Source organism: Methylocella sp. (assembly GCF_041905455.1).
In the GTDB taxonomy this organism is placed as follows: domain Bacteria; phylum Pseudomonadota; class Alphaproteobacteria; order Rhizobiales; family Beijerinckiaceae; genus Methylocapsa.
Map to the genome: position 1 here is coordinate 55,167 of NZ_JAYRLA010000002.1, position 17,816 is coordinate 72,982.

A 17,816-nucleotide genomic window follows, 5' to 3' on the forward strand; every position below is an offset into this window, starting at 1 on the left:
CGACGACCCTGAAATCTGCTACCTGTGATAGGCTGCGGGGCCCGGCTCGTCCTTAAGGCGACGTTAGGTTATTCTTAAGTTTGGACGGATGGGGCCAAGGTGCAGATCGAACGGCGGCGAACGGGGGGGAAGCTGGAGAGTCTGTCGTTCGGCGAATTCGTGCTGGACCGCGCCAACGCGCTGCTCTGGCGCGGCCAGGAGCGCGTCAACCTGCCGCCCAAGCCTTTCGCGGTGCTCTGCCATCTCGTGGAGCGCGCCGGCGCGCTCGTCACCAAGGACGAGCTTCTCGACGCCGTCTGGTCCAACCTCCACGTCACCGAATCGAGCCTCTCCGTCTCGATCAACGCGCTGCGCCTCGCGCTCGGCGACGACAGCAAGTCGCCGCGCTTCGTCGAGACCGCGCCGCGCCGCGGCTACCGCTTCATCGCGCCGGTCGCCGTCCTCGCCGAGCCGGTCGCCACGCCCGAGCCGCAGATGCGGCGCGCCGAGCCGCTGGTCCAGCAGACGCCGCGCGCCGCCGCGCGGGCGCAATGGTGGGTCGGCCGCGAGGACGCGCTCGCCGAGGCCGAACGCCGCTTCGAGCAGGCCGAATGGGGACGCCGCCAGATCCTGTTCGTCACCGGCGAGGGCGGGCTCGGCAAGACCACTTTCGTCGAGATGCTGGCGCGCCGCCTCGCCGGCCGCGACGTCGGCGTGCTGGTCGGCCGCTGCATCGAGCATTTCGGCACGGACGAGGCGTTCCTGCCCCTGAACGAGGCCCTCGCCGACGCCTGCGCCGGGCAGGACGGCGCGCTCGTCCTCTCCGTCCTGCGCGAGCGCGCGCCGACCTGGCTCGCCCAGCTGCCGGGCCAGATTCCCGGCCGCGACGCGTCGGCGCTGAAGAGCGAGACGTTCGGCGCCTCGCGCGAGCGCATGATCCGCGAATTCTGCGAGCTCGTCGAGGCGCTCGGCCAGACGCGCCCCTTCCTGCTCGTCGTCGAGGACCTGCACTGGAGCGACTACGCGACGCTCGACGTGCTGTCGCGCTTCGCGCAGCGCAGCCAGCGGGCGGCGGCGATGGTGGTCGCGACCTATCGGCCCGTCGACGTCGTCGTCGGCGGCCATCCGACGCGCGCCCTGCACCAGGAGCTGCAGATCCATGGCCGCTGCGCCGAAATCGCCCTGAGCGCGCTGTCGCTCGCCGAAATCGAGCGCCACCTGACGCTGCGCCTCGGCTCCGCCGAGCTCGCCCACGCGCTCGCGCCGACGCTGCGCCGGCGCACCGGCGGCCATCCGCTGTTCGTCGTCTCCCTCGTCGACTATTTCCTCGACCGCGGCGAGATCGTGCGCGTCGAGGGCGGCTTTCGCCTCGCGCCGGGCAAGAGCGTCTCGCAGAGGGGAATGCCGCGCGACCTCAGCGAGATGATCGAGCGGCAGATCGACGCGCTTTCGGTCGAGGACCAGCGCGCGCTCGAGGCGGCGAGCGCGGTCGGCGCCGAATTCGCCGCGGCGGCCGTCGCCGGCGCGCTCGCGAAGGACGGCGGCGAGACCGAGCTGATCTTCGAGGAGCTGGCGCGCAAGGCGCAGATCGTCGCCGCCGACGGCGTCGCCGAATGGCCGGACGGCACCGTCTCCGGCCGATACGCCTTCCGCCACGCCCTTTATCAGGAGGCGATCCATCAGCGGCTCTCGCCCGGCCGCCGCGTCCTGCTGCACCGCCAGCTCGGGCTGACCCTCGAGCGCGGCTTCGGCGCGCGCAGCGCCGAGATCGCCGCCGTCCTCGCCCTCCATTTCGAGGAGGGGCGCGACTACGCCCGCGCCGTGCGCTATCTCGCCGACGCCGCCGACGCCTCGACCAAGCGCTTCTCGAACCAGGAGGCCGGCGCCTATCTCACCCGTGCCCTCGGGCTCGTCGAGCGTCTGCCGCCCGACGAGGACCGGCTCGCCGCACGGCTGCTTTTGCTCAACAAGCGCGGCTGGGCGCGCCGCTCGGCCGGCGACCTCGCCGGCTCGCTCGTCGACCTCTCGGTGATGAACGCCTGCGCCGCCGAGGCGGGACAGACGGCCGCCGAGGTCGCCGGCCTCATGGACCTTTCCCGGTTCAGCCTCTACGTCGACCGCAGCCGCTGCCTGGAGCTCGCGCGCGAGGCGGCGCGCAAGGCGCAGACGCTCGACGACCCGGCGATGCGCGCGGTGGTGCGCGGCAATTGCGCCAATCTGAGCCTGCTGCTCGAGGGCTGGAGCCGCGAGCAGGCGCAGATCTGCCACGAGGCGATGCGCGCCTGCGCCGATTCGAAGGATCCGCACGTCGTGCTGCGGCGTCGCTCGATCGACATGGTGCTGCAGTTTCTGACGTCGGAGTATCGCGCCTGCGCCGAGTGCGCGCAGGCGGCGCAGGGCATGGCGCAGGCGATCGGCGACGTCTATCTGTTCGCCATCTACAACATGCTGGAATCCTTCGCGCTGCTCTATCTCGGCGAGTGGAGCCGGCTCAACGACGGTGCTTCGGCCGCGCTCGCCATGAGCCGCCGCAACGCCAACCGGCAGGCGGCGGCGCTGAGCGAATTGTCGATCGCCTGGCTGCGCGCCGAGGCGCTCGATTACGCCGGCGCGCGGGCGGGGGCGCTCGCCTGCGTCGATCCCGAGATCGAGAAGAATCCGTTCAACTTCTTCCTGATCCGCAACCTCCTGATGCGCGCCGCCGTCGGGCTCGGCGACTACGAGGAGGCGCGCCGGCAACTCGCCGCGATCGAGGTCAAGATCGTCGGCGGAGCGCCGATGGACACCTCCTTCTTTCCCCAGCACCTCGACTGCCTGACGCGGCTCGCGCTCGAAAGCGGCGACCTTTCCGGCGCGCGGCGCGCCGCCTCGCGCCAGCGCGACTTCGCCGCGCTGCAGGGCGAGCGCACCTATCTCGCGCTCGCCCATCGCGCGCTCGGCGAGGTCGAAGCGCTCGAAGGCGACGGCGAGGCGGCGGCGCGCGAGTTCGACGCAGGGCTCGCGCTCGTCGAGGCGGCCGAGCTGCCGCTCGCCGCCTGGCGGCTCTATTTCTCGGCGGCCGAATTCTTCGCCGGCCGTGGCGAGCTTTCGCGCGCCGGGGATTTGCGGGCGAAAGGGCGGGCCCTCGTCGAGGCTCTCGCCGCCGGCCTCAACGAGGGCGATCCGTCGCGCGCGGCCTTCCTCGAGGCGTGCGAGCGCGAGGCCCGCGCCGGCGGCCGGCTCAATCGGGAATCTGCGCGAGAAGGGTAGGCTCGACCGGCTCCGCGCCGTTGAGCGTGAAGCGGTCGCCGCTCGACTGCGCATAGACCTTTTGGCGCAGCCGCATGACCGAGCCGAGCGGACGGTGCGCGGCGAGGCAGCGCCACGGATTGAACGACAGCCGGTCGTCGGCGAAGGGAAGCCGCGCCGCGCTCGCCGCGTCCTGCGCCGGCAGGACGATCCTGGCGATCGGCCGCGGCGGCGACAATTCGTCCGGCCAGAGCGTCGAGGCGTCCTCGACCGGCATGCGCTTCAGGTCGACGCAGAGCTGCGCGCAGAGCTCGTACTCGGCGCCCTGCGCGGCGAAGAACCTCGCGACGAGGTCGCGCTGGATCGTGTCGGACGAATCCGCCTGCACGCCGGTCAGCTCCCGGACTTCGGGCGAAAGCGGGCGGGCGCGGAACTTGGCGATATGGCCGCCGTAGCGCAGCGCCGCCATCGAGTGGAAGGTCTCGCCGAGAATGTGGTTCGGCGGGGCCGAGGCGGCGCGCAGCATGATCGGCGGCTCGGCGCCGAACGCCTCGAGTCCGGCGCGCGCGAGACGGGCGCCGGCGTTGATCGAACGCAGCAGCCAGTCCGGCGCCTTGTTCGCGCCTTCGATGACCGGCAGCGCGTCGAGATATTTCTTCGCCGTGCCGAGATAGACGGGACTGTTGACGAGCAGGAGGTCATGGTTGGCGCTCTGGTCGCGCGGGTCGGCCTTCTCGCCTTCGACGCCGAGGATTTTCAGCGCCATGCCGACGTTGCTCGGCGCCCGGTCGGAATGGATGCGGCCGGGCGCCGTCGAAAAACGCAGCAACAGCGGATAGGTCTTCGCTGCGGCGAACAACCCCTGCGCGAAGGGCGGCGGATTGTCGTAGACGACGAGCTCGCCCTTCAGCACGCCCTGATTCTTGGCGTGCGCCTGGCGCAGCCCGTGACGGGCGGCCTCATACGTCTCCCGGTCGATCCGCGCCGTCGCGGCGAGCGCGCGCGCGATCACCGCCTCCTCGTTCGATGGGCGCGCTTCGACGGCGTCGTCGTAGATGACATAAGTCATGACTGGTGGCGGTCGGCTCTTGCCAAACAATCGAATCGGTCTGAAAATCATCAGGCCACGACCCGGCGCGCCGCAGCCGACTTCAGGTTGAGCGGCTTTGATTGACTTGGCAAGCCCTTTGTTCCGGCGTCGACCCCTGGCGCGCCCCACGTTTTTCAGGACGTTCGTCATGAGAAGATTTCGTCCGCGCGCCGCATTCCTCGCCGCCGCGCTCGCCTCGTCCTGCGCGCTCCATGAGGCGAGGGCGGCCGACGACGCGGCGCCCGCCGCCTGCGCGCGGCCGCAGACGCAGGCCGCGGCCCGCGAGGATCACAGCGCGCAATGGGCCATCGTGCGCGACGAATTCTACAGCCAGGACCAGGGCTCGCGCATCATGCCGCTCGCCTGGATGCGGGCGCTGAAAACGACGGACGGGCGCCCCTTCCTCGAGGACGGCCTCGCCCGCTATTTCTACCTGCCCAACCCGGTCAGTCCGGCCAACCCGGAGGGGCTGCCGGTCGGCTTCCACGTTTCGGGCACGAGCGGCGCGAGGTTCGTCGGCGTCACCTGCGCCGCCTGCCACACGCGCGAGATTTCGGTCGGGGGCGAAACCCGCCGCATCGACGGCGGCCCGGCGCTCGCCGATTTCCAGCGCTTCCTCGTCGATCTCGACGAGGCCGCGCTGAGGGTTCTGCGCGACCCGGCGGCCTTCGCCGTCTTCGCGCCGGAGGCGCTCGGCGTGCCGGATCCCGACGCCATCGACGTCGAGACGCTGCGCCTCGACCTCGCCGCGTGGAGCGGGCGTTATCACGCGCTGATCTCGCGCGCGCTCGACGGCGTCACGTGGGGGCGGGGGCGCCTCGACGCCGTGTCGATGATCTTCAACCGGTTGACCGGGCTCGACCTCGGCGAGGACCCGACCCGCCTCATCGCCGACAACATCCATCGCGCCGGCGCGCCGACGCGCTATCCCTTCCTGTGGAACGCGGCGCGCCAGGACAAGACGCAATGGCCGGGCTTCGCCGACAACGGCAGCGACATTCTCGCCCTGCCGCGCAATCTTGGCGAGGTGCTCGGCGTCTTCGCCGCGTTCGAGCCGGCGAAGTCGCCGGCGCTGCATCCCCTTCTCCAATATGACTATCTGTCGAAGAACTCGGCTAATTTCGACGGGCTCGCCAAGCTCGAGCGCTGGATGCGGCTGATCGACCCGCCGAAATGGCCGTTCGGCCCGCTTGACGCCGCGCTGGTCGAAAAGGGCGCCGGCCTGTTTGAAAGCCGCTGCGCGCAGTGCCATGGCGAGGCGCCGGGGCAGACGCAGTTTCCCAACGTGAAGACCTGGCGCACCTGCCTCGCCGACGTCGGCACGGACCGGGCCGAATATCTCGTCCTGACGCGCCGGGCGAACCCCGGCGCGCTGGAGGGCGCGCAGATCCCCGGCCTCGTCCAGCCGCTCGCGCCCGACGCCTTCGCCGTCGACGTGCTCGCCGTCGCGACGCTCGGCTCGATCCTGCAGAACCATCTGCGCGAGACGCTGCAAAATCCGCTGGCGCTGCTGCCGCGCCTTCGCAGCGGCAACCTGCCGCCAAGCCTCGACGGACTGCAGGGCGCCTTCAGGTCGATCCAGCACATCAAGGAGCTAAGCAAGGGCTTCGACCAGCCGGCGACGAAATTCCCCTATGAGGCGCGCGTGCTTTATGGAATCTGGGCGGCCGCGCCCTACCTGCACAACGGCTCGGTCGCGAGCCTCGACGATCTGCTGAAGCCCGCTGCGCAAAGGCGGGCGAGCTTCAGCGTCGGCCCGGCCTACGACGTCGAGAAGGTCGGCCTCGCCGAGACCCAGCCGGACGGGGCGACGACGCTGACGACGACGGGCTGCGAGGACGTCCTTTCGGGCGACAGCCGCTGCGGCCATGAGTATGGAACGGACCTCGACGACGCCGACCGCCGCGCGCTCATCGAATATCTGAAGCAGCTTTAGGCGGCGTCGCGCCGAGGATCGCGCAGCGATGGTCCTGCAGGTCCTCAAGATGGGCGGCCCCGCCCGGCGCCTTGCGCGCGAGCAGCACGAATCCCGGCGCGCTGTCCGGCCGCTCGACGCCGAACAGCGCCAGCGAATTGTCCTTCAGCGGCGCCGAGGGGCCGTCCGCCGCGACGAGGTGGAACGGATCGAGGCGCAGCTCCTCCCCCTCGACGAAGCGGGCGCGATAGGTCTCGCCGCGCAGGGAGAAGTCGCCGAACGCGTCGCCGATCTCGCCGAGGCGCGCCGCCAGCTCGCGCGCGACGTCGGCGCGGGGGCAGTCGATATGGATGTGCAGCTGATCCTGCGTGCGCGCGCCGGCGCCGTTGATCGCCAGCGAGACGTCGCCGCGCGCGAGCGGCCGGCCCGCGGCCTTCTCCATGAAGACGCGCGCGCTCCAGGCGGGGGCCCAGTAGTTCGGCGCGCCGGCCTCGACGAGCCGCGGGTCCTCGACGCCGGACATGCGCCGCGTGGGGATGAGCAGGAACTGCGTCTTTCCGACGAGATCCTTCAGCACCGCCCATCCCTTCGCGGAGCCGCCCGAAAGATCGACTTTCGCGCAGGGAGCGGGGCTGCCGAGAAGCCGCTCGGCCGGCGCGCACAGCCGGTCGACGATCATCCACAGCGCGTCGGGGCTCTCCTCCGGCGCGTTCGCGCCGACGCAGAGCGCGGCGAGAAGGATGGCGGCGCAGCGGAGCCGTGACAATCCAGGCATATTTCACCTCTGGTCGCGAGATCGGAACGGCGCGACCATGGGACGCGGCGCCGAAACGCAGGTTTCGGCGATCGCCGCTCTTGCGTCAATTTAAGGCGCCGCTTAAAGTTGCGCTGCAATGCGAAAAGCGTTTGCGCCCAGCCCGAGCGCCGCGCTTGCGAGGTCGTCCAACAAGGGGACACAATGAGAGCGTCTTGCGCAGTGGTCAGCAGGTCCTATGGGCCGCGTCGCACGCGGGAGGCCTCTTCATCCTCCGGATATGGGCTCTACGCCTCCGTTTCCGATCTGGTGGCGCTGCGCGGCGCCGCGCGCGACGCGGCGATCTCGAGCCGGGGCCGCACGCAGCGGCTGTTTCCCGCAAGGGGGGACAGGCCCTCGAACGACGACCTGGCGGCCAGCGGGTTCTACGAATTCGGCCTCATGGGCGAAGCGCCGCCTGCGGAGACGGCGCGCGTCGCCGGCGAGGCGCCCGAGCCGCCGCTCCTCATCGTCGTCGACCAGCGCCTGTCCATGTTCCAGGGCGCGCGCAGCAGGTCGCTGAAATCGGTCGCGGCCGCCGAAGCCGCCGCCTTCTGTCTCTGGCGGGGTCTTGAGGGCGGAGCGGCGGTCGGCGGCGTCGTCTTCAACGATTCCACGATCGAGGCGATCGAACCGCGTCGCGGCGGCGGCGCGGCGATGCAGGTCGTCAAGGCGCTCGCCGCGCAGAACGCCGAGCTCCGGGCCCTGCCGTCCGCGCCGCGTTCGCCGCAGCAGCTCGAGGCCGCGCTGCGCCGCGCCTCGCTCGTCCGCGGGGCGAGGGTCGTCGTCGTCAGCGATTTTTCCGGTCATGGCGAAACGACGCGCAGGCTCCTGCGGGAGATTGCGGCGGAGAACGATCTGCATGCGATCTATGTCTACGATCCCTTCGCGCTGGATCTCTCGCATGCGGACGGGGTCGTGGTGAGCCGGGGAGAGGTGCTCATCGACCTCGAATTCGGCGACGGCCTCGTCCGCCGCCGGCTGTTCGACCTCGCCGACGCGCAAGCGAACGCCACCCTCGCGGTCGAGCGCGAATTGGACGTCCCCGTCTTCGCCCTTTCGGCGGCCGAAGACACCGTCCGCCAGATACGGTCGTCGGCCGCGGGCTCGCGCAGCCGCGACGGCTTTCTGCGGGCTTAGACCAAATCCTCTTCATCCGCGAAACGGCTTTTTACCGCGCCTGCGCGAGGCTCGATGCGCCGCTCCGACGGCGCATGTCCGGCGTCCGCGTGCGTGCGCGCACAGTCGAGCGGCCGGACGGCTGAGATAACAGCTTCATAAGCAAAACTTCAAAAGGCGCGGCTTCGAAACGCGCTATAACTCACTGAAACGCGCGGACCGCGCCTTACACGGGCGCCGGGCGTTCGGAACGCCGCCGGGATACGGCGACAACCACAATAATTTGGAGGGATAGATGTCAGTTTTTTTTGCTCATTTGCGAACCGGCGCCGCGGCCGTAGTCGCCGCGTCCGCCCTTGCGGGCGCCGCGCAGGCGCAAACGGTCGCGACGCCCGACGTCGTCGCGGCGGCGGTGGCCTCCTCGGGAGGCATTGATTTCGCCAACGCCAAACCGATGCCGATGCCGACCGTCTCCAAGGAGTTCGCCGCCTCCGCTGCGGGCTTTGCGGCCGCCGCGGCCGTCGGCGCGCCGGGCTTCGAGCGCGGCGGCGGCGGCAATGGCGCCCTCGCCCCCGTGCGCCTCGCCCCGGCGCTCAACCTTACGTCGAAAGCCGCCGCGAACGCCGGCGTCTCGCCGCAGGAGTTCGGCACCAACAACCATCCCTACACGACGGCGCGGGTGAACGCGGTCGGCAACGTCACCGCGAATTATTATCCGTTCCGCGCGGCCGGCAAGCTGTTCTTCAAGATCGGCACGAGCTCCTATGTATGCTCGGCGGCGCTGATCAAGCCCGGTCTCCTCGCGACCGCCGCCCATTGCGTGTCCAACTTCGGCAAGAGCCAGTTCTACACAGGCTTCACCTATGTGCCGGCCTACAGCAACGGAGCGGCGCCCTACGGCAGCTACACCGGCCGCCAGGCGCGCGTGCTGACGAGCTATTTCAAAGGCACCGACTCCTGCGCGACGAAGGGCGTCGTCTGTCAGAACGACGTCGCCGTCATCGCCCTCAACCCGACGAGCAACGTCTATCCCGGAACGCGCACCGGCTGGTTCGGCTACGGATGGAACGGCTACGGCTTCACCAACAGCGGCATCGCGCTGATCACGCAGCTCGGCTATCCGGTGGCGCTTGACAGCGGCGCGCTGATGGAGCGCACCGACTCGCAAGGCGTCACGACCTCCAGCGCGTCGAACAACACGGTCATCGGCTCGCTGCAGACGGGCGGCTCGAGCGGCGGCCCGTGGGTCGTCAACCTCGGCGTCGCGCCGGTGCTCAACGGCACGTCGTTCGGCTCGGAAGGCAACAACAACGTCATCGTCGGATCGACGAGCTGGGGCTATACCTCGACCCTGCCGAAGGAGCAGGGCGCGTCTGCCTACACCACGACCAACATCGTCGCGCTCGTCAACGCGCAGTGCGCGGCGACGCCGCAGGTGTGCTAGACGAGCAAGCAGTAAGACGACGCGCGCCGGCCGGGGAGCCCTCCGGCCGGCGAGGCGCGCCTCAGGCGAGCGCGTCGAGCTTGTCGAAATGCTCGGCGAGCAGGTAGTAGAACGTCAGCCGCGACTTGGTGCGGTCGGCCTTCATCGCCTCGCAGACGCCTTTCAGCGCCCCGTCGAGATCTCCCTCGGCGAGGCCGAGTTTCTTCTTCAGGAAATTCTCCTTCACCCGCGCGAGCTCTTCAGGGTCCGAGCAGGCGACGTAACGCGAGTCGGCCTTGCTCAGGACCAGCCTGTAGGTGTGCTCGAGCGCGGCGAGCGCCTTCTCGTTGATCGGCTTTTTGGCGTATTTCTCGACGTCCGCGCGATAATCGCTCATCTCGACCTCCCTGCGGCCCGGCGCGCCGTGCGGCGCGAGCTTCGCCGAGCGAAGCTCCTCATGATTCGCTCCGGGCGTCAAGCAGGCGCGCCGCCGAGCCGCGGGCGGGAACGTCCGCGGCTCGGCGGCGGCGCCGGCGTCAGCCGAACAGCTTGATCGCCGTCTGCGCGACCTTGCGGCCCTGGTAGCGCGCGCCGTCGAGCTCGATCGCGCTCGGCTGGCGCGAGCCGTCTCCGCCGGCGATCGTGGTCGCGCCATAGGGCGCGCCGCCGGTGATCTCGTCCAGCGTCATCTGCGCGCCATAGCCGTAGTCGAGGCCGACGATCACCATGCCGAAGTGCAGAAGGTTGGTGATGATCGAGAACAGCGTCGTCTCCTGCCCGCCGTGCTGCGTCGCCGTGGAGGCGAAGGCGGCGCCGACCTTGCCGTTGAGGGCGCCGCGCGCCCACAATCCGCCGGCCTGGTCGAGGAAATTGGCCATCTGCGAGCTCATGCGCCCGAAGCGCGTGCCCGTGCCGACGACGATGGCGTCATAGTCGGCGAGTTCGGCGACCGTGGCGACCGGCGCCTTCTGATCGAGCTTGAAATGCGATTTTTCCGCGATCTCGCGCGGAACGAGCTCGGGCGCGCGCTTGACGTCGACCTGCGCGCCCGCCGCGCGCGCGCCTTCCGCGACGGCCTCGGCCATCGCCTCGATATGTCCATAAGCCGAATAATAAAGAACCAGAACCTTCGCCATTTCACTCCTCCTCGACGCCATCCATCTGGGAGGCGCCCGCCCGCGGGCGGGCGCCCTTCGCGTTACGCCGCAGCGTCGACCAGCACGATCTCGGCGTCCTCGAGCGCGGTGATGGTCACTTTCTCCTCGTTCTCGATCGCGCCGCCGTCGCGGGCCTCGAGCCGCACCCCGTTGACCTCGACCGCGCCGGCGGCCGGCACGAGATAGCCTTTTCGCGCCGCGCCGATCTCGTAATCGACGCTCTCGCCCTTCTTCAGGGTCGCGCCGAGCACCCGCGCCTCGGCGCGGATCGGCAGGGCGCCTTCGTCCTCGGGAAAGCCGCTCGCCAGCGTCGCGAGCTTGCCGGCGCGTTCGCCGCGCGGGAAAGGCTTTGCGCCCCAGGTCGGCTGGCCGCCGGAGCGGGTCGGCTCGATCCAGATCTGGAACAGGCGCGTCGCCTGCGGCTCGAGATTATATTCGGCGTGGCGGATGCCCGATCCCGCGCTCATCACCTGCACGTCGCCGGCGTTGGTGCGGCCGGCGTTGCCGAGGCTGTCCTGATGGGTGATCGCGCCCTCGCGGACATAGGTGATGATCTCCATGTCCCTGTGCGGATGCGGCGGGAAGCCCGTGTTGGGGGCGATCTCGTCGTCGTTCCACACGCGCAGGGCGCCGACGCCCATGCGCTTCGGATCATGATAGCTTGCGAAGGAGAAATGATGCTTCGCCTTCAGCCAGCCATGGTCGGCGCCGCCGAGCGCCTCGAAAGGTCTGCGTTCGATCATGTTCGCTCTCCTTTGGGCGGGGTTGGACCGCCCGGTGCTCAAGGATGGCGGAGGAGCCGCCTCCGCCGCGGCGCTTCGGCTCGAGCCATTCGCGCCGCTCGTGTCGATGGAAATCTAGCGATCGCGCAGGAATAAAAAATAGAAAGCTTTGAAAGTCATTCTTTCCAAAAATTGCGTTCAGGACGCCGATGTCCAAGCTGCCCGACCTCGAAGGCCTCGCGATCTTCGCGAAAATCGCCGAAACGCGCTCGCTCGCGCAGGCGGCGGCCGAGCTCGGCCTCTCGGCGCCGACCGTCTCCAAGGCGCTGGCGCGGCTCGAGGCCCGCGTCGGCGCGCAGCTCCTGACGCGCAGCTCGCGCCGCCTCGCCCTGACCGATTCGGGCCGTCAGCTCGCCGAACGCGCGCGGCGGGTGCTCGAGGAGGCCGAGGCGGCGGAGGCCGAATGCGCGCTACGCTCGGCGGCGCCGCGGGGCCTCGTCCGCCTCGCCGCGCCCATGTCCTTCGGCCTGCGCGAGGTTGCGCCGATCCTGCCGGAATTCCTCGCCCTCCATCCACAGGTCGCCGTCGACCTGCATCTCTCCGACGCGCGCGTCGACCTCATCGGGGAGGGCTTCGACGCGGCGCTGCGCATCGGCACGCTGCCCGATTCCGCGCTGGTCGCCAAAAGGCTGTGCGCCGTCCCCGTGCGGATCGTCGCCGCTCCCGCCTATCTGGAGCGGGCCGGCCGGCCGACCCATCCCGGCCATCTCGCCGACCATGCCTGCCTCGGCTACGCCTATCTCGCGACGCCGGACCTGTGGCGCTTCACGAACAAGGCCGGCGAGGAGGCGCTGGTGCGCCCCAAGGGGAGGCTGCGCGCCAACAACGGCGACGCGCTCGTTCCCGCCCTCGTCGCCGGGCTCGGCGTCGGCGTCCTGCCCGCCTTCATCGTCGAGGACGAGATCGCCGCAGGACGGCTCGAGCGCATCCTTTCCGACTGGACGACGCCGCAGGGCTCATTATTCCTCGTCACGCCGCCCGGCGGTCCGCGTCCGGCGCGCATCGAGCTTCTGGCCGATTTTCTCAGCCGGCGCCTCGCTCGGCGTTGAGGGACGCTTGCCGCCGCGCAACGACGGGCGCGGCGGCTTCGCTTAAATCCCGGCCGACCGCAGGAGCAAAAATGTTCGACCTAGCCCTCGCCCGCGCGATCCATGTGCTATCGATCGTCGTGTGGATCGGCGGCGTCTCGATGATCACGCTGCAGGTGCTGCCGGCGGCGCGGCGCGGGGAGCTCGGCGCCGACGCCTTCAAGGGCTTCGAGGCGGTCGAGCGCCGCTTCTCGGCCGTGGCGAGGCTCGCCGTGCTCGGCGCAGGCGCGAGCGGCCTCTACATGACGGCGCGCCTCGACGCCTTCGCGCGTTTCTCGCACGCCGAGTTCTGGTGGATGCACGCCATGGTCTTCGTCTGGCTGATCTTCGCGTTCCTGCTGTTCGTCGGCGAGCCGCTGTTTTTCCATCGCGTCTTCGCCGACTGGGGCCGGCGCGACCCGCAGGGCGCACTGCGCGCGCTCATCCGCGTCCACCGCGTCCTGCTCACGCTCTCTTTCGTCGTGATCTTCGGCGCCGTCGCCGGAAGCCAGGGCTGGAGCCCGTTCTAGGGAGGCGCGCCATGGGCGAAGACGCGTTCTCGTCCCCCGCCTGCCTCGCGCATGAGGCGGACGCGCTCTACATGGGCCTGCTCGGCGCGGGCGATCTGCCCGGCGCGCGCGCCGAACTTTCCGCCTGCGCCGCGGCCTGCGTCCGGCTCGCGCGCGCGGCGCGGGAGCAGGGGGCCGCGCCCGCGGGGCTTGCGGCGCGGGCGGCGCGGCTCGCCCGAGCGGCCGCCGGGTCCGAGTCGGGACCGCCGGAGAGCGCAGCCGGCGCGCGCGAGGGCGTCGGCGCGGCGGCGCTCGCCTTCGAGGCGCGCCGCTCGGCGGCGAGGCTGCGCCCGCTCGCCGCGCGCATGCCGGAGCGGAGCGACGACGAGCGCCGCCTCGCGCGCGCCTTGCGCGCGGCGGTCCGGGCGCATGAGCTGTTGATCGCCGCGATCGAGCTTGACGCGTGAGCTGCGCCTCTCTCGACATCGGCGCGGCGACGGCTTAAGCCGAGGGCGGCTCACAGGAGGTCCGCGCCCATGCCGTTCGTCCGCATCGATCTCGTCGTCGGCAAGACGGAAGCTTATCGTCGAACCATCGGCGAGGTCGTCTACGAGGCGATGCGCGCGACGCTGAACGTGCCGGAGAACGACCGCTTCCAGATCGTCTCCGAGCATAGGCCGAACGATTTCATCGTCGACCGGACCTATCTCGGCGTCGAGCGCACGCAGGACTGCGTCGTCATCCAGGCGACGCTCAACGCCGGACGCAGCGTCGAGATGAAGAAGGCCTTCTACAAGGCGGTCGCCGACGGGCTTCACGAGCGGCTCGGCCTGCGGCGCCAGGACGTCTTCATAGGCCTCGTCGAGACGGCCAAGGAGAACTGGTCCTTCGGCGACGGCGAGGCGCAATACGCCTGAGGCGCGGAGACGGCGCATGAGCGAGCCGGGGAAGCTTCATTATCTTGAAGACCTGCGCCCGGGAATGACCTTTTCAAGCGTCGAGCGGAGCGTCGACGCGGACGAGATCAAGGCCTTCGCGAAGCTCTACGATCCGCAGCCTTTCCACCTCGACGAGGAGGCGGCGAAAGCCTCGCTGTTCGGCGGCCTCGCCGCCAGCGGCTGGCATACGGCGGCGATCACCATGAAGCTCTTGTCGCAGGGCGGGGCGCCGATCGCCGGCGGGATCATCGGCGCCGGCGGCGAGATCAGGTGGCCACGCCCGGTGCGTCCGGGCGACGTGCTGCGCGTCGAGAGCGAAGTGGTTGAGGTCGCGCCGTCGCGCTCGAGGCCGGAGCGCGGCCTCGCGACGCTGGTGAGCCGCACCTACAACCAAAATGGCGAGCTGGTGCAGGAGATGACGATGAAAGTCGTCGCGCCGCGCCGGCCGGCGGGCTGAGGCGGGACCGCTTGTCGGAACGCCCGCGCGCGGCGTAGTCTTTCCTTCCCGCGCCCGCCCGGACCGGCGGGCTCCGGCCATCCCCGCGCATCCAGGCCGCGCCATGCCGATGTCCCTGCGCAAGCGCTCGGTCGCTCCGATCCTCATCGTGCTGCTCCTCCTGCTCGGCGTCATCGTCGCGGCGATCGCGCTCGTGTCCCTGCTCGAATCGGATCAGGCGAAGGTGCGCGCCTCGCTCGAACTCGAGGTCAAGACGGCGGAGCTCGGCGCGCTGCTGCGCGACGCCGAGACCGGGCAGCGCGGCTATCTGCTGACGGGCAGGACGAGCTATCTCGAGCCCTACGAGGCGGCGACGCGAAACTTCGCGGCGCTGAGCGAGCCGCTGCGCCGGCCAACCGGCGATCCGGCCATGGCGCGGGACATCCAGGAGCTCGAGACCGTCGTCGGCCTCAAGTTCGCCGAGCTCAAGCGCATCATAGACCTTACCGCGAACGGCGACAGGAACGGCGCGCGCCTCATCGTCGAGACCGACGAAGGCAAGCGGCTGATGGACCGCGCGCGCGAGCTGATCGAGCGGATCAAGTCGCGTCAGCAGGCGCTGCTCGACGAGCGCCTCGCCAACACGCTGCGCACCGCCAATCTCGCCCGTTGGGGCGTCGTCTGCGCCCTCCTTCTCACCTTGGCGCTCGGCGCGCGCATCCTGCGCGACGGCTGGCGGCTCGTGACCGCGACCGCGCTGGCCGAGGCGCAGACCGCGGCGGCCAACGTCCGCATCCGCGAGGAGATGCGCCAGAAGGAGGCGCTCGAGGCGCAATTGCGGCAGTCGCAGAAGCTCGAGGCGATCGGCCAGCTCACCGGCGGCGTGGCGCATGACTTCAACAACATGCTGGCGGTGGTGATCGGCGCCCTCAACCTGATGAAGCGCCGGCTCGAGCGCGGCGAGGCCAACGTCATGAAATTCGTCGACGCCGCGCTCGACGGCGCGCAGCGCGGCGCGGCGCTCACCCATCGCCTGCTCGCCTTCGCGCGCCAGCAGCCGCTCGCGCCGCAGCCGGTCGACTGCAACGCCTTCATCGCCGGCATGTCGGACCTCCTGCGCCGCACGCTGGGCGACGCCGTCAGGGTCGAGACCGTGCTCTCGGGCGGCCTGTGGCGCGCCCGCGTCGATCCGAGCGAGCTCGAGAGCGCGCTGCTCAACCTCGCGGTGAACGCCCGCGACGCCATGCCGGGCGGCGGACGGCTGACGATCGAGACCGCCAACGCCTTCCTCGACGACCCCTACGCCGCGCGCCACATCGGCGTGCGGGCGGGCCAATATGTGCTCGTCAGCGTCACCGACACTGGCTCGGGCATGACGCCGGAAGTCGTGGCGCGCGCCTTCGACCCGTTCTTCACGACGAAATCGGCGGGCAAGGGCACGGGGCTCGGCCTCAGCCAGGTGTTCGGCTTCGTCAAGCAGTCGGACGGCCATATCAAGATCTACACCGAGGACGGCGAGGGCACCTCGATGAAGATCTATCTGCCGCGCTATTTCGGCGAGGCCATCGCGCCGGCGCCGGCGCCGAGCGACGACGCGGCGCTTCCGCTCGGCGCGCCGGAGATCGTCGTCCTCGTCGTCGAGGACGAGGAGCGGCTGCTGCGCATGTCGGCGGAGGCATTCCGCGACCTCGGCTATACGGCGGTCGAGGCCGGCGACCCTTTGAGCGCGCTGCGCATCCTCGACGAGCGCGACGACGTCGCGCTGATGTTCACCGACGTTGTGATGCCCGAGATGAACGGACGCAAGCTGGCCGAGGCGGCAATCGCCAGACGGCCGGGGCTCAGGGTGATCTACACCACGGGCTTCAGCCGCAACGCGGTGGTGCACAACGGCGTGCTCGACCACGACGTCGATTTTCTGCCGAAGCCCTTCACGCTGGAGCAGCTCGCCCGCAAGGCGCGGGCGGCGCTTTCGCGAAAGGTCTGAGCGCTCAGGCCGGCCGTGCGGCGCCCGCGTGGGGCTCCTCGAACGCCCTGCGCGCGGCGAGCGCGATCCCGATGATCGAGGCGCCGCCGAAGGCGAGGTCGATTCCGACGATGAGGCCGACCGCCCACAGGAACGAGCCGGGCAGGCCGAGAATCACCAGAACCGCGAGCACGAGGTCGACGACGCCGCTCGCCACGACCCATCCCCAGCCGGTCGCGAGGGCCTTCTTCTGCTCGAGGCCGAGCAGGATGGTGAGCACGCCGTCGATCAGGAAGTAGGCGATCAGCACGAAGGTCAGGGTGAACAGGCCGCCGATCGGATTGAACAGCAGGGCGAGGCCGGCGAGCAGCGCGATCGCCGAGGAGAACACGCCCCACCAGAAGCCCGGGTCGCCGCGCGACTGGAACGACACGACGAGGCCGACGACGCCTGAGAACAGGAACAGCCAGCCGACGAACAGCGCCGTCGCGACGCCGGCGACGAACGGGGTCAGCACGGCGAGCACGCCGAGCACGAGCAGCAGCACGCCTTCGGCGAGAATCCATTTCCAGTGCCCGCCCATGGCGCGGGCGAGCGAGGTCGGAAGAACGGCCGGATCCGGCAGGCCGGAAGGCGTAGAGGCGCTGGGCGGGTTAGTCATGAGGGGCTCCCTTGGTCTGCGCGCGGGCGTTTCCGGCCCTCGCGGAGCGTCAGCATCAGCCTGCGCGGCGCGCCCGACAAGGGCGAAGAACGCCCGCCAAAAAAGTTTGCGGATTTTCTGGAACAGGTGGAGCGTCCCGCCGCCGGCCGGGCGAACGCGCGGGCTCCGCGGGCGGGGCGCTCTCTTGATCGAGCGCATCGTCTGCGCCAATGCTGGCGCGCTATCGTGCGGCGGCCCGAATCGCGCGAAGGCGTCCGGCCGCGCCAAGGGTTCGCGCGTTCCGGCGGCCGGGACCACTGTGGAGGAAATCCCGTGTACAGCGTCATCCTCATCCCAACCGACGGCTCCGAGCTTTCCGGCAAGGCCGTCGCCCATGGCGTCGAGCTCGCCCAGAAGATCGGCGCGCGGGTCGTTCTGCTCAACGTCACCCTGCCGTTCCAGATCTTTTCGGCGGAGGCCGCGATGATCGAGGACACGCCCAGCGACTATGCGGCTCGCGCCTCCGAGCTGGCCGAGAAGGTGCTCGACGCGGCGGCGGCGCTGGCCAAGGCGGCGGGCGTCGCCTACGAGACGATTCAGGTCGAGAACGACCGTCCCTATGAGGCGATCATCGAGACGGCCTCGCAGAAGGGCTGCGACCTCATCATCATGTCCTCGCACGGACGCAGGGGCATCTCGGCGCTGCTGCTCGGCAGCGAAACCTCGAAGGTGCTGACGCACTGCGCGATCCCGGTGCTCGTGCACCGCTGAGAG

At 70.1% G+C, this 17,816-nt stretch carries 17 protein-coding genes; 11 read left to right on the top strand and 6 right to left on the bottom strand.

The genetic code is table 11. The features are described from left to right. Positions 1-99: 99 nt before the first annotated feature. Positions 100-3,228 (top strand): AAA family ATPase, encoded by a 3,129-nt coding sequence (locus ACE3OG_RS02440; RefSeq protein WP_374305770.1) that lies wholly within the window; start codon positions 100-102, stop codon positions 3,226-3,228. On the opposite strand, the gene ACE3OG_RS02445 is transcribed toward ACE3OG_RS02440, so the two are convergent. Next, positions 3,200-4,276, bottom strand: a complete 1,077-nt coding sequence (locus ACE3OG_RS02445) for a catalase family protein (RefSeq protein WP_374305773.1) — start codon at positions 4,274-4,276, stop codon at positions 3,200-3,202. The two genes, ACE3OG_RS02440 and ACE3OG_RS02445, sit on opposite strands and share 29 nt — an antisense overlap. 169 nt (positions 4,277-4,445) lie before the next feature. On the opposite strand from ACE3OG_RS02445, the gene ACE3OG_RS02450 reads away from it, so the two are divergent. Further along, positions 4,446-6,233 (top strand): di-heme-cytochrome C peroxidase, encoded by a 1,788-nt coding sequence (locus ACE3OG_RS02450; RefSeq protein ID WP_374305775.1) that lies wholly within the window; start codon positions 4,446-4,448, stop codon positions 6,231-6,233. Here the strand turns inward: ACE3OG_RS02450 and ACE3OG_RS02455 are convergent. Continuing rightward, a complete protein-coding gene (locus ACE3OG_RS02455; protein ID WP_374305777.1) occupies positions 6,208-6,987 on the bottom strand; it encodes a CDP-diacylglycerol diphosphatase in 780 nt (259 codons plus the stop codon). The genes ACE3OG_RS02450 and ACE3OG_RS02455 overlap by 26 nt on opposite strands. A 201-nt stretch (positions 6,988-7,188) precedes the next feature. On the opposite strand from ACE3OG_RS02455, the gene ACE3OG_RS02460 reads away from it, so the two are divergent. Beyond that, a complete protein-coding gene (locus ACE3OG_RS02460; RefSeq protein WP_374305779.1) occupies positions 7,189-8,145 on the top strand; it encodes a hypothetical protein in 957 nt (318 codons plus the stop codon). A gap of 274 nt (positions 8,146-8,419) precedes the next feature. After that, positions 8,420-9,568, top strand: coding sequence for a serine protease (locus ACE3OG_RS02465; RefSeq protein ID WP_374305781.1), 1,149 nt, complete (start codon positions 8,420-8,422; stop codon positions 9,566-9,568). A gap of 61 nt (positions 9,569-9,629) precedes the next feature. Here the strand turns inward: ACE3OG_RS02465 and ACE3OG_RS02470 are convergent, their stop codons facing one another. From ACE3OG_RS02470 to ACE3OG_RS02480, 3 genes are all read right to left on the bottom strand, one after another. Next, positions 9,630-9,944 carry a DUF2853 family protein gene (locus ACE3OG_RS02470; protein WP_374305784.1) on the bottom strand — a complete coding sequence of 105 codons (315 nt, stop codon included), beginning with the start codon at positions 9,942-9,944 and terminating at the stop codon, positions 9,630-9,632. A 139-nt stretch (positions 9,945-10,083) separates the two neighbouring features. Next, positions 10,084-10,683: an NAD(P)H:quinone oxidoreductase gene (gene wrbA, locus ACE3OG_RS02475; protein ID WP_374305786.1), complete on the bottom strand. Its 600-nt coding sequence runs from the start codon at positions 10,681-10,683 to the stop codon at positions 10,084-10,086. Between the two features lie 62 nt (positions 10,684-10,745). After that, on the bottom strand, positions 10,746-11,447 hold the full coding sequence (locus tag ACE3OG_RS02480; protein WP_374305789.1) for a pirin family protein: 702 nt from the start codon (positions 11,445-11,447) through the stop codon (positions 10,746-10,748). A gap of 188 nt (positions 11,448-11,635) precedes the next feature. Between ACE3OG_RS02480 and ACE3OG_RS02485 the strand changes: the two genes are divergently transcribed. The 6 genes from ACE3OG_RS02485 (at position 11,636) to ACE3OG_RS02510 (ending at position 16,423) form a co-directional block, all read left to right on the top strand. Further along, complete coding sequence (locus ACE3OG_RS02485; protein WP_374305792.1) at positions 11,636-12,535, top strand: LysR family transcriptional regulator; 900 nt, start codon at positions 11,636-11,638, stop codon at positions 12,533-12,535. A 71-nt stretch (positions 12,536-12,606) separates the two neighbouring features. After that, on the top strand, positions 12,607-13,083 hold the full coding sequence (locus ACE3OG_RS02490; protein WP_374305795.1) for a hypothetical protein: 477 nt from the start codon (positions 12,607-12,609) through the stop codon (positions 13,081-13,083). Between the two features lie 11 nt (positions 13,084-13,094). After that, positions 13,095-13,529: a hypothetical protein gene (locus tag ACE3OG_RS02495; RefSeq protein WP_374305797.1), complete on the top strand. Its 435-nt coding sequence runs from the start codon at positions 13,095-13,097 to the stop codon at positions 13,527-13,529. A gap of 69 nt (positions 13,530-13,598) precedes the next feature. Beyond that, on the top strand, positions 13,599-13,979 hold the full coding sequence (locus ACE3OG_RS02500) for a tautomerase family protein (protein WP_374305799.1): 381 nt from the start codon (positions 13,599-13,601) through the stop codon (positions 13,977-13,979). Positions 13,980-13,995: 16 nt separating this feature from the next. Next, on the top strand, positions 13,996-14,457 hold the full coding sequence (locus ACE3OG_RS02505; protein WP_374305801.1) for a MaoC family dehydratase: 462 nt from the start codon (positions 13,996-13,998) through the stop codon (positions 14,455-14,457). A gap of 103 nt (positions 14,458-14,560) precedes the next feature. Further along, positions 14,561-16,423, top strand: coding sequence for a CHASE3 domain-containing protein (locus ACE3OG_RS02510; RefSeq protein WP_374305803.1), 1,863 nt, complete (start codon positions 14,561-14,563; stop codon positions 16,421-16,423). A gap of 4 nt (positions 16,424-16,427) precedes the next feature. Here the strand turns inward: ACE3OG_RS02510 and ACE3OG_RS02515 are convergent, their stop codons facing one another. Then, positions 16,428-17,063, bottom strand: coding sequence for an HdeD family acid-resistance protein (locus ACE3OG_RS02515; protein WP_374305805.1), 636 nt, complete (start codon positions 17,061-17,063; stop codon positions 16,428-16,430). 312 nt (positions 17,064-17,375) lie between these two features. On the opposite strand from ACE3OG_RS02515, the gene ACE3OG_RS02520 reads away from it, so the two are divergent. Beyond that, a complete protein-coding gene (locus tag ACE3OG_RS02520) occupies positions 17,376-17,813 on the top strand; it encodes a universal stress protein (RefSeq protein ID WP_374305806.1) in 438 nt (145 codons plus the stop codon). Positions 17,814-17,816 lie beyond the last annotated feature (3 nt).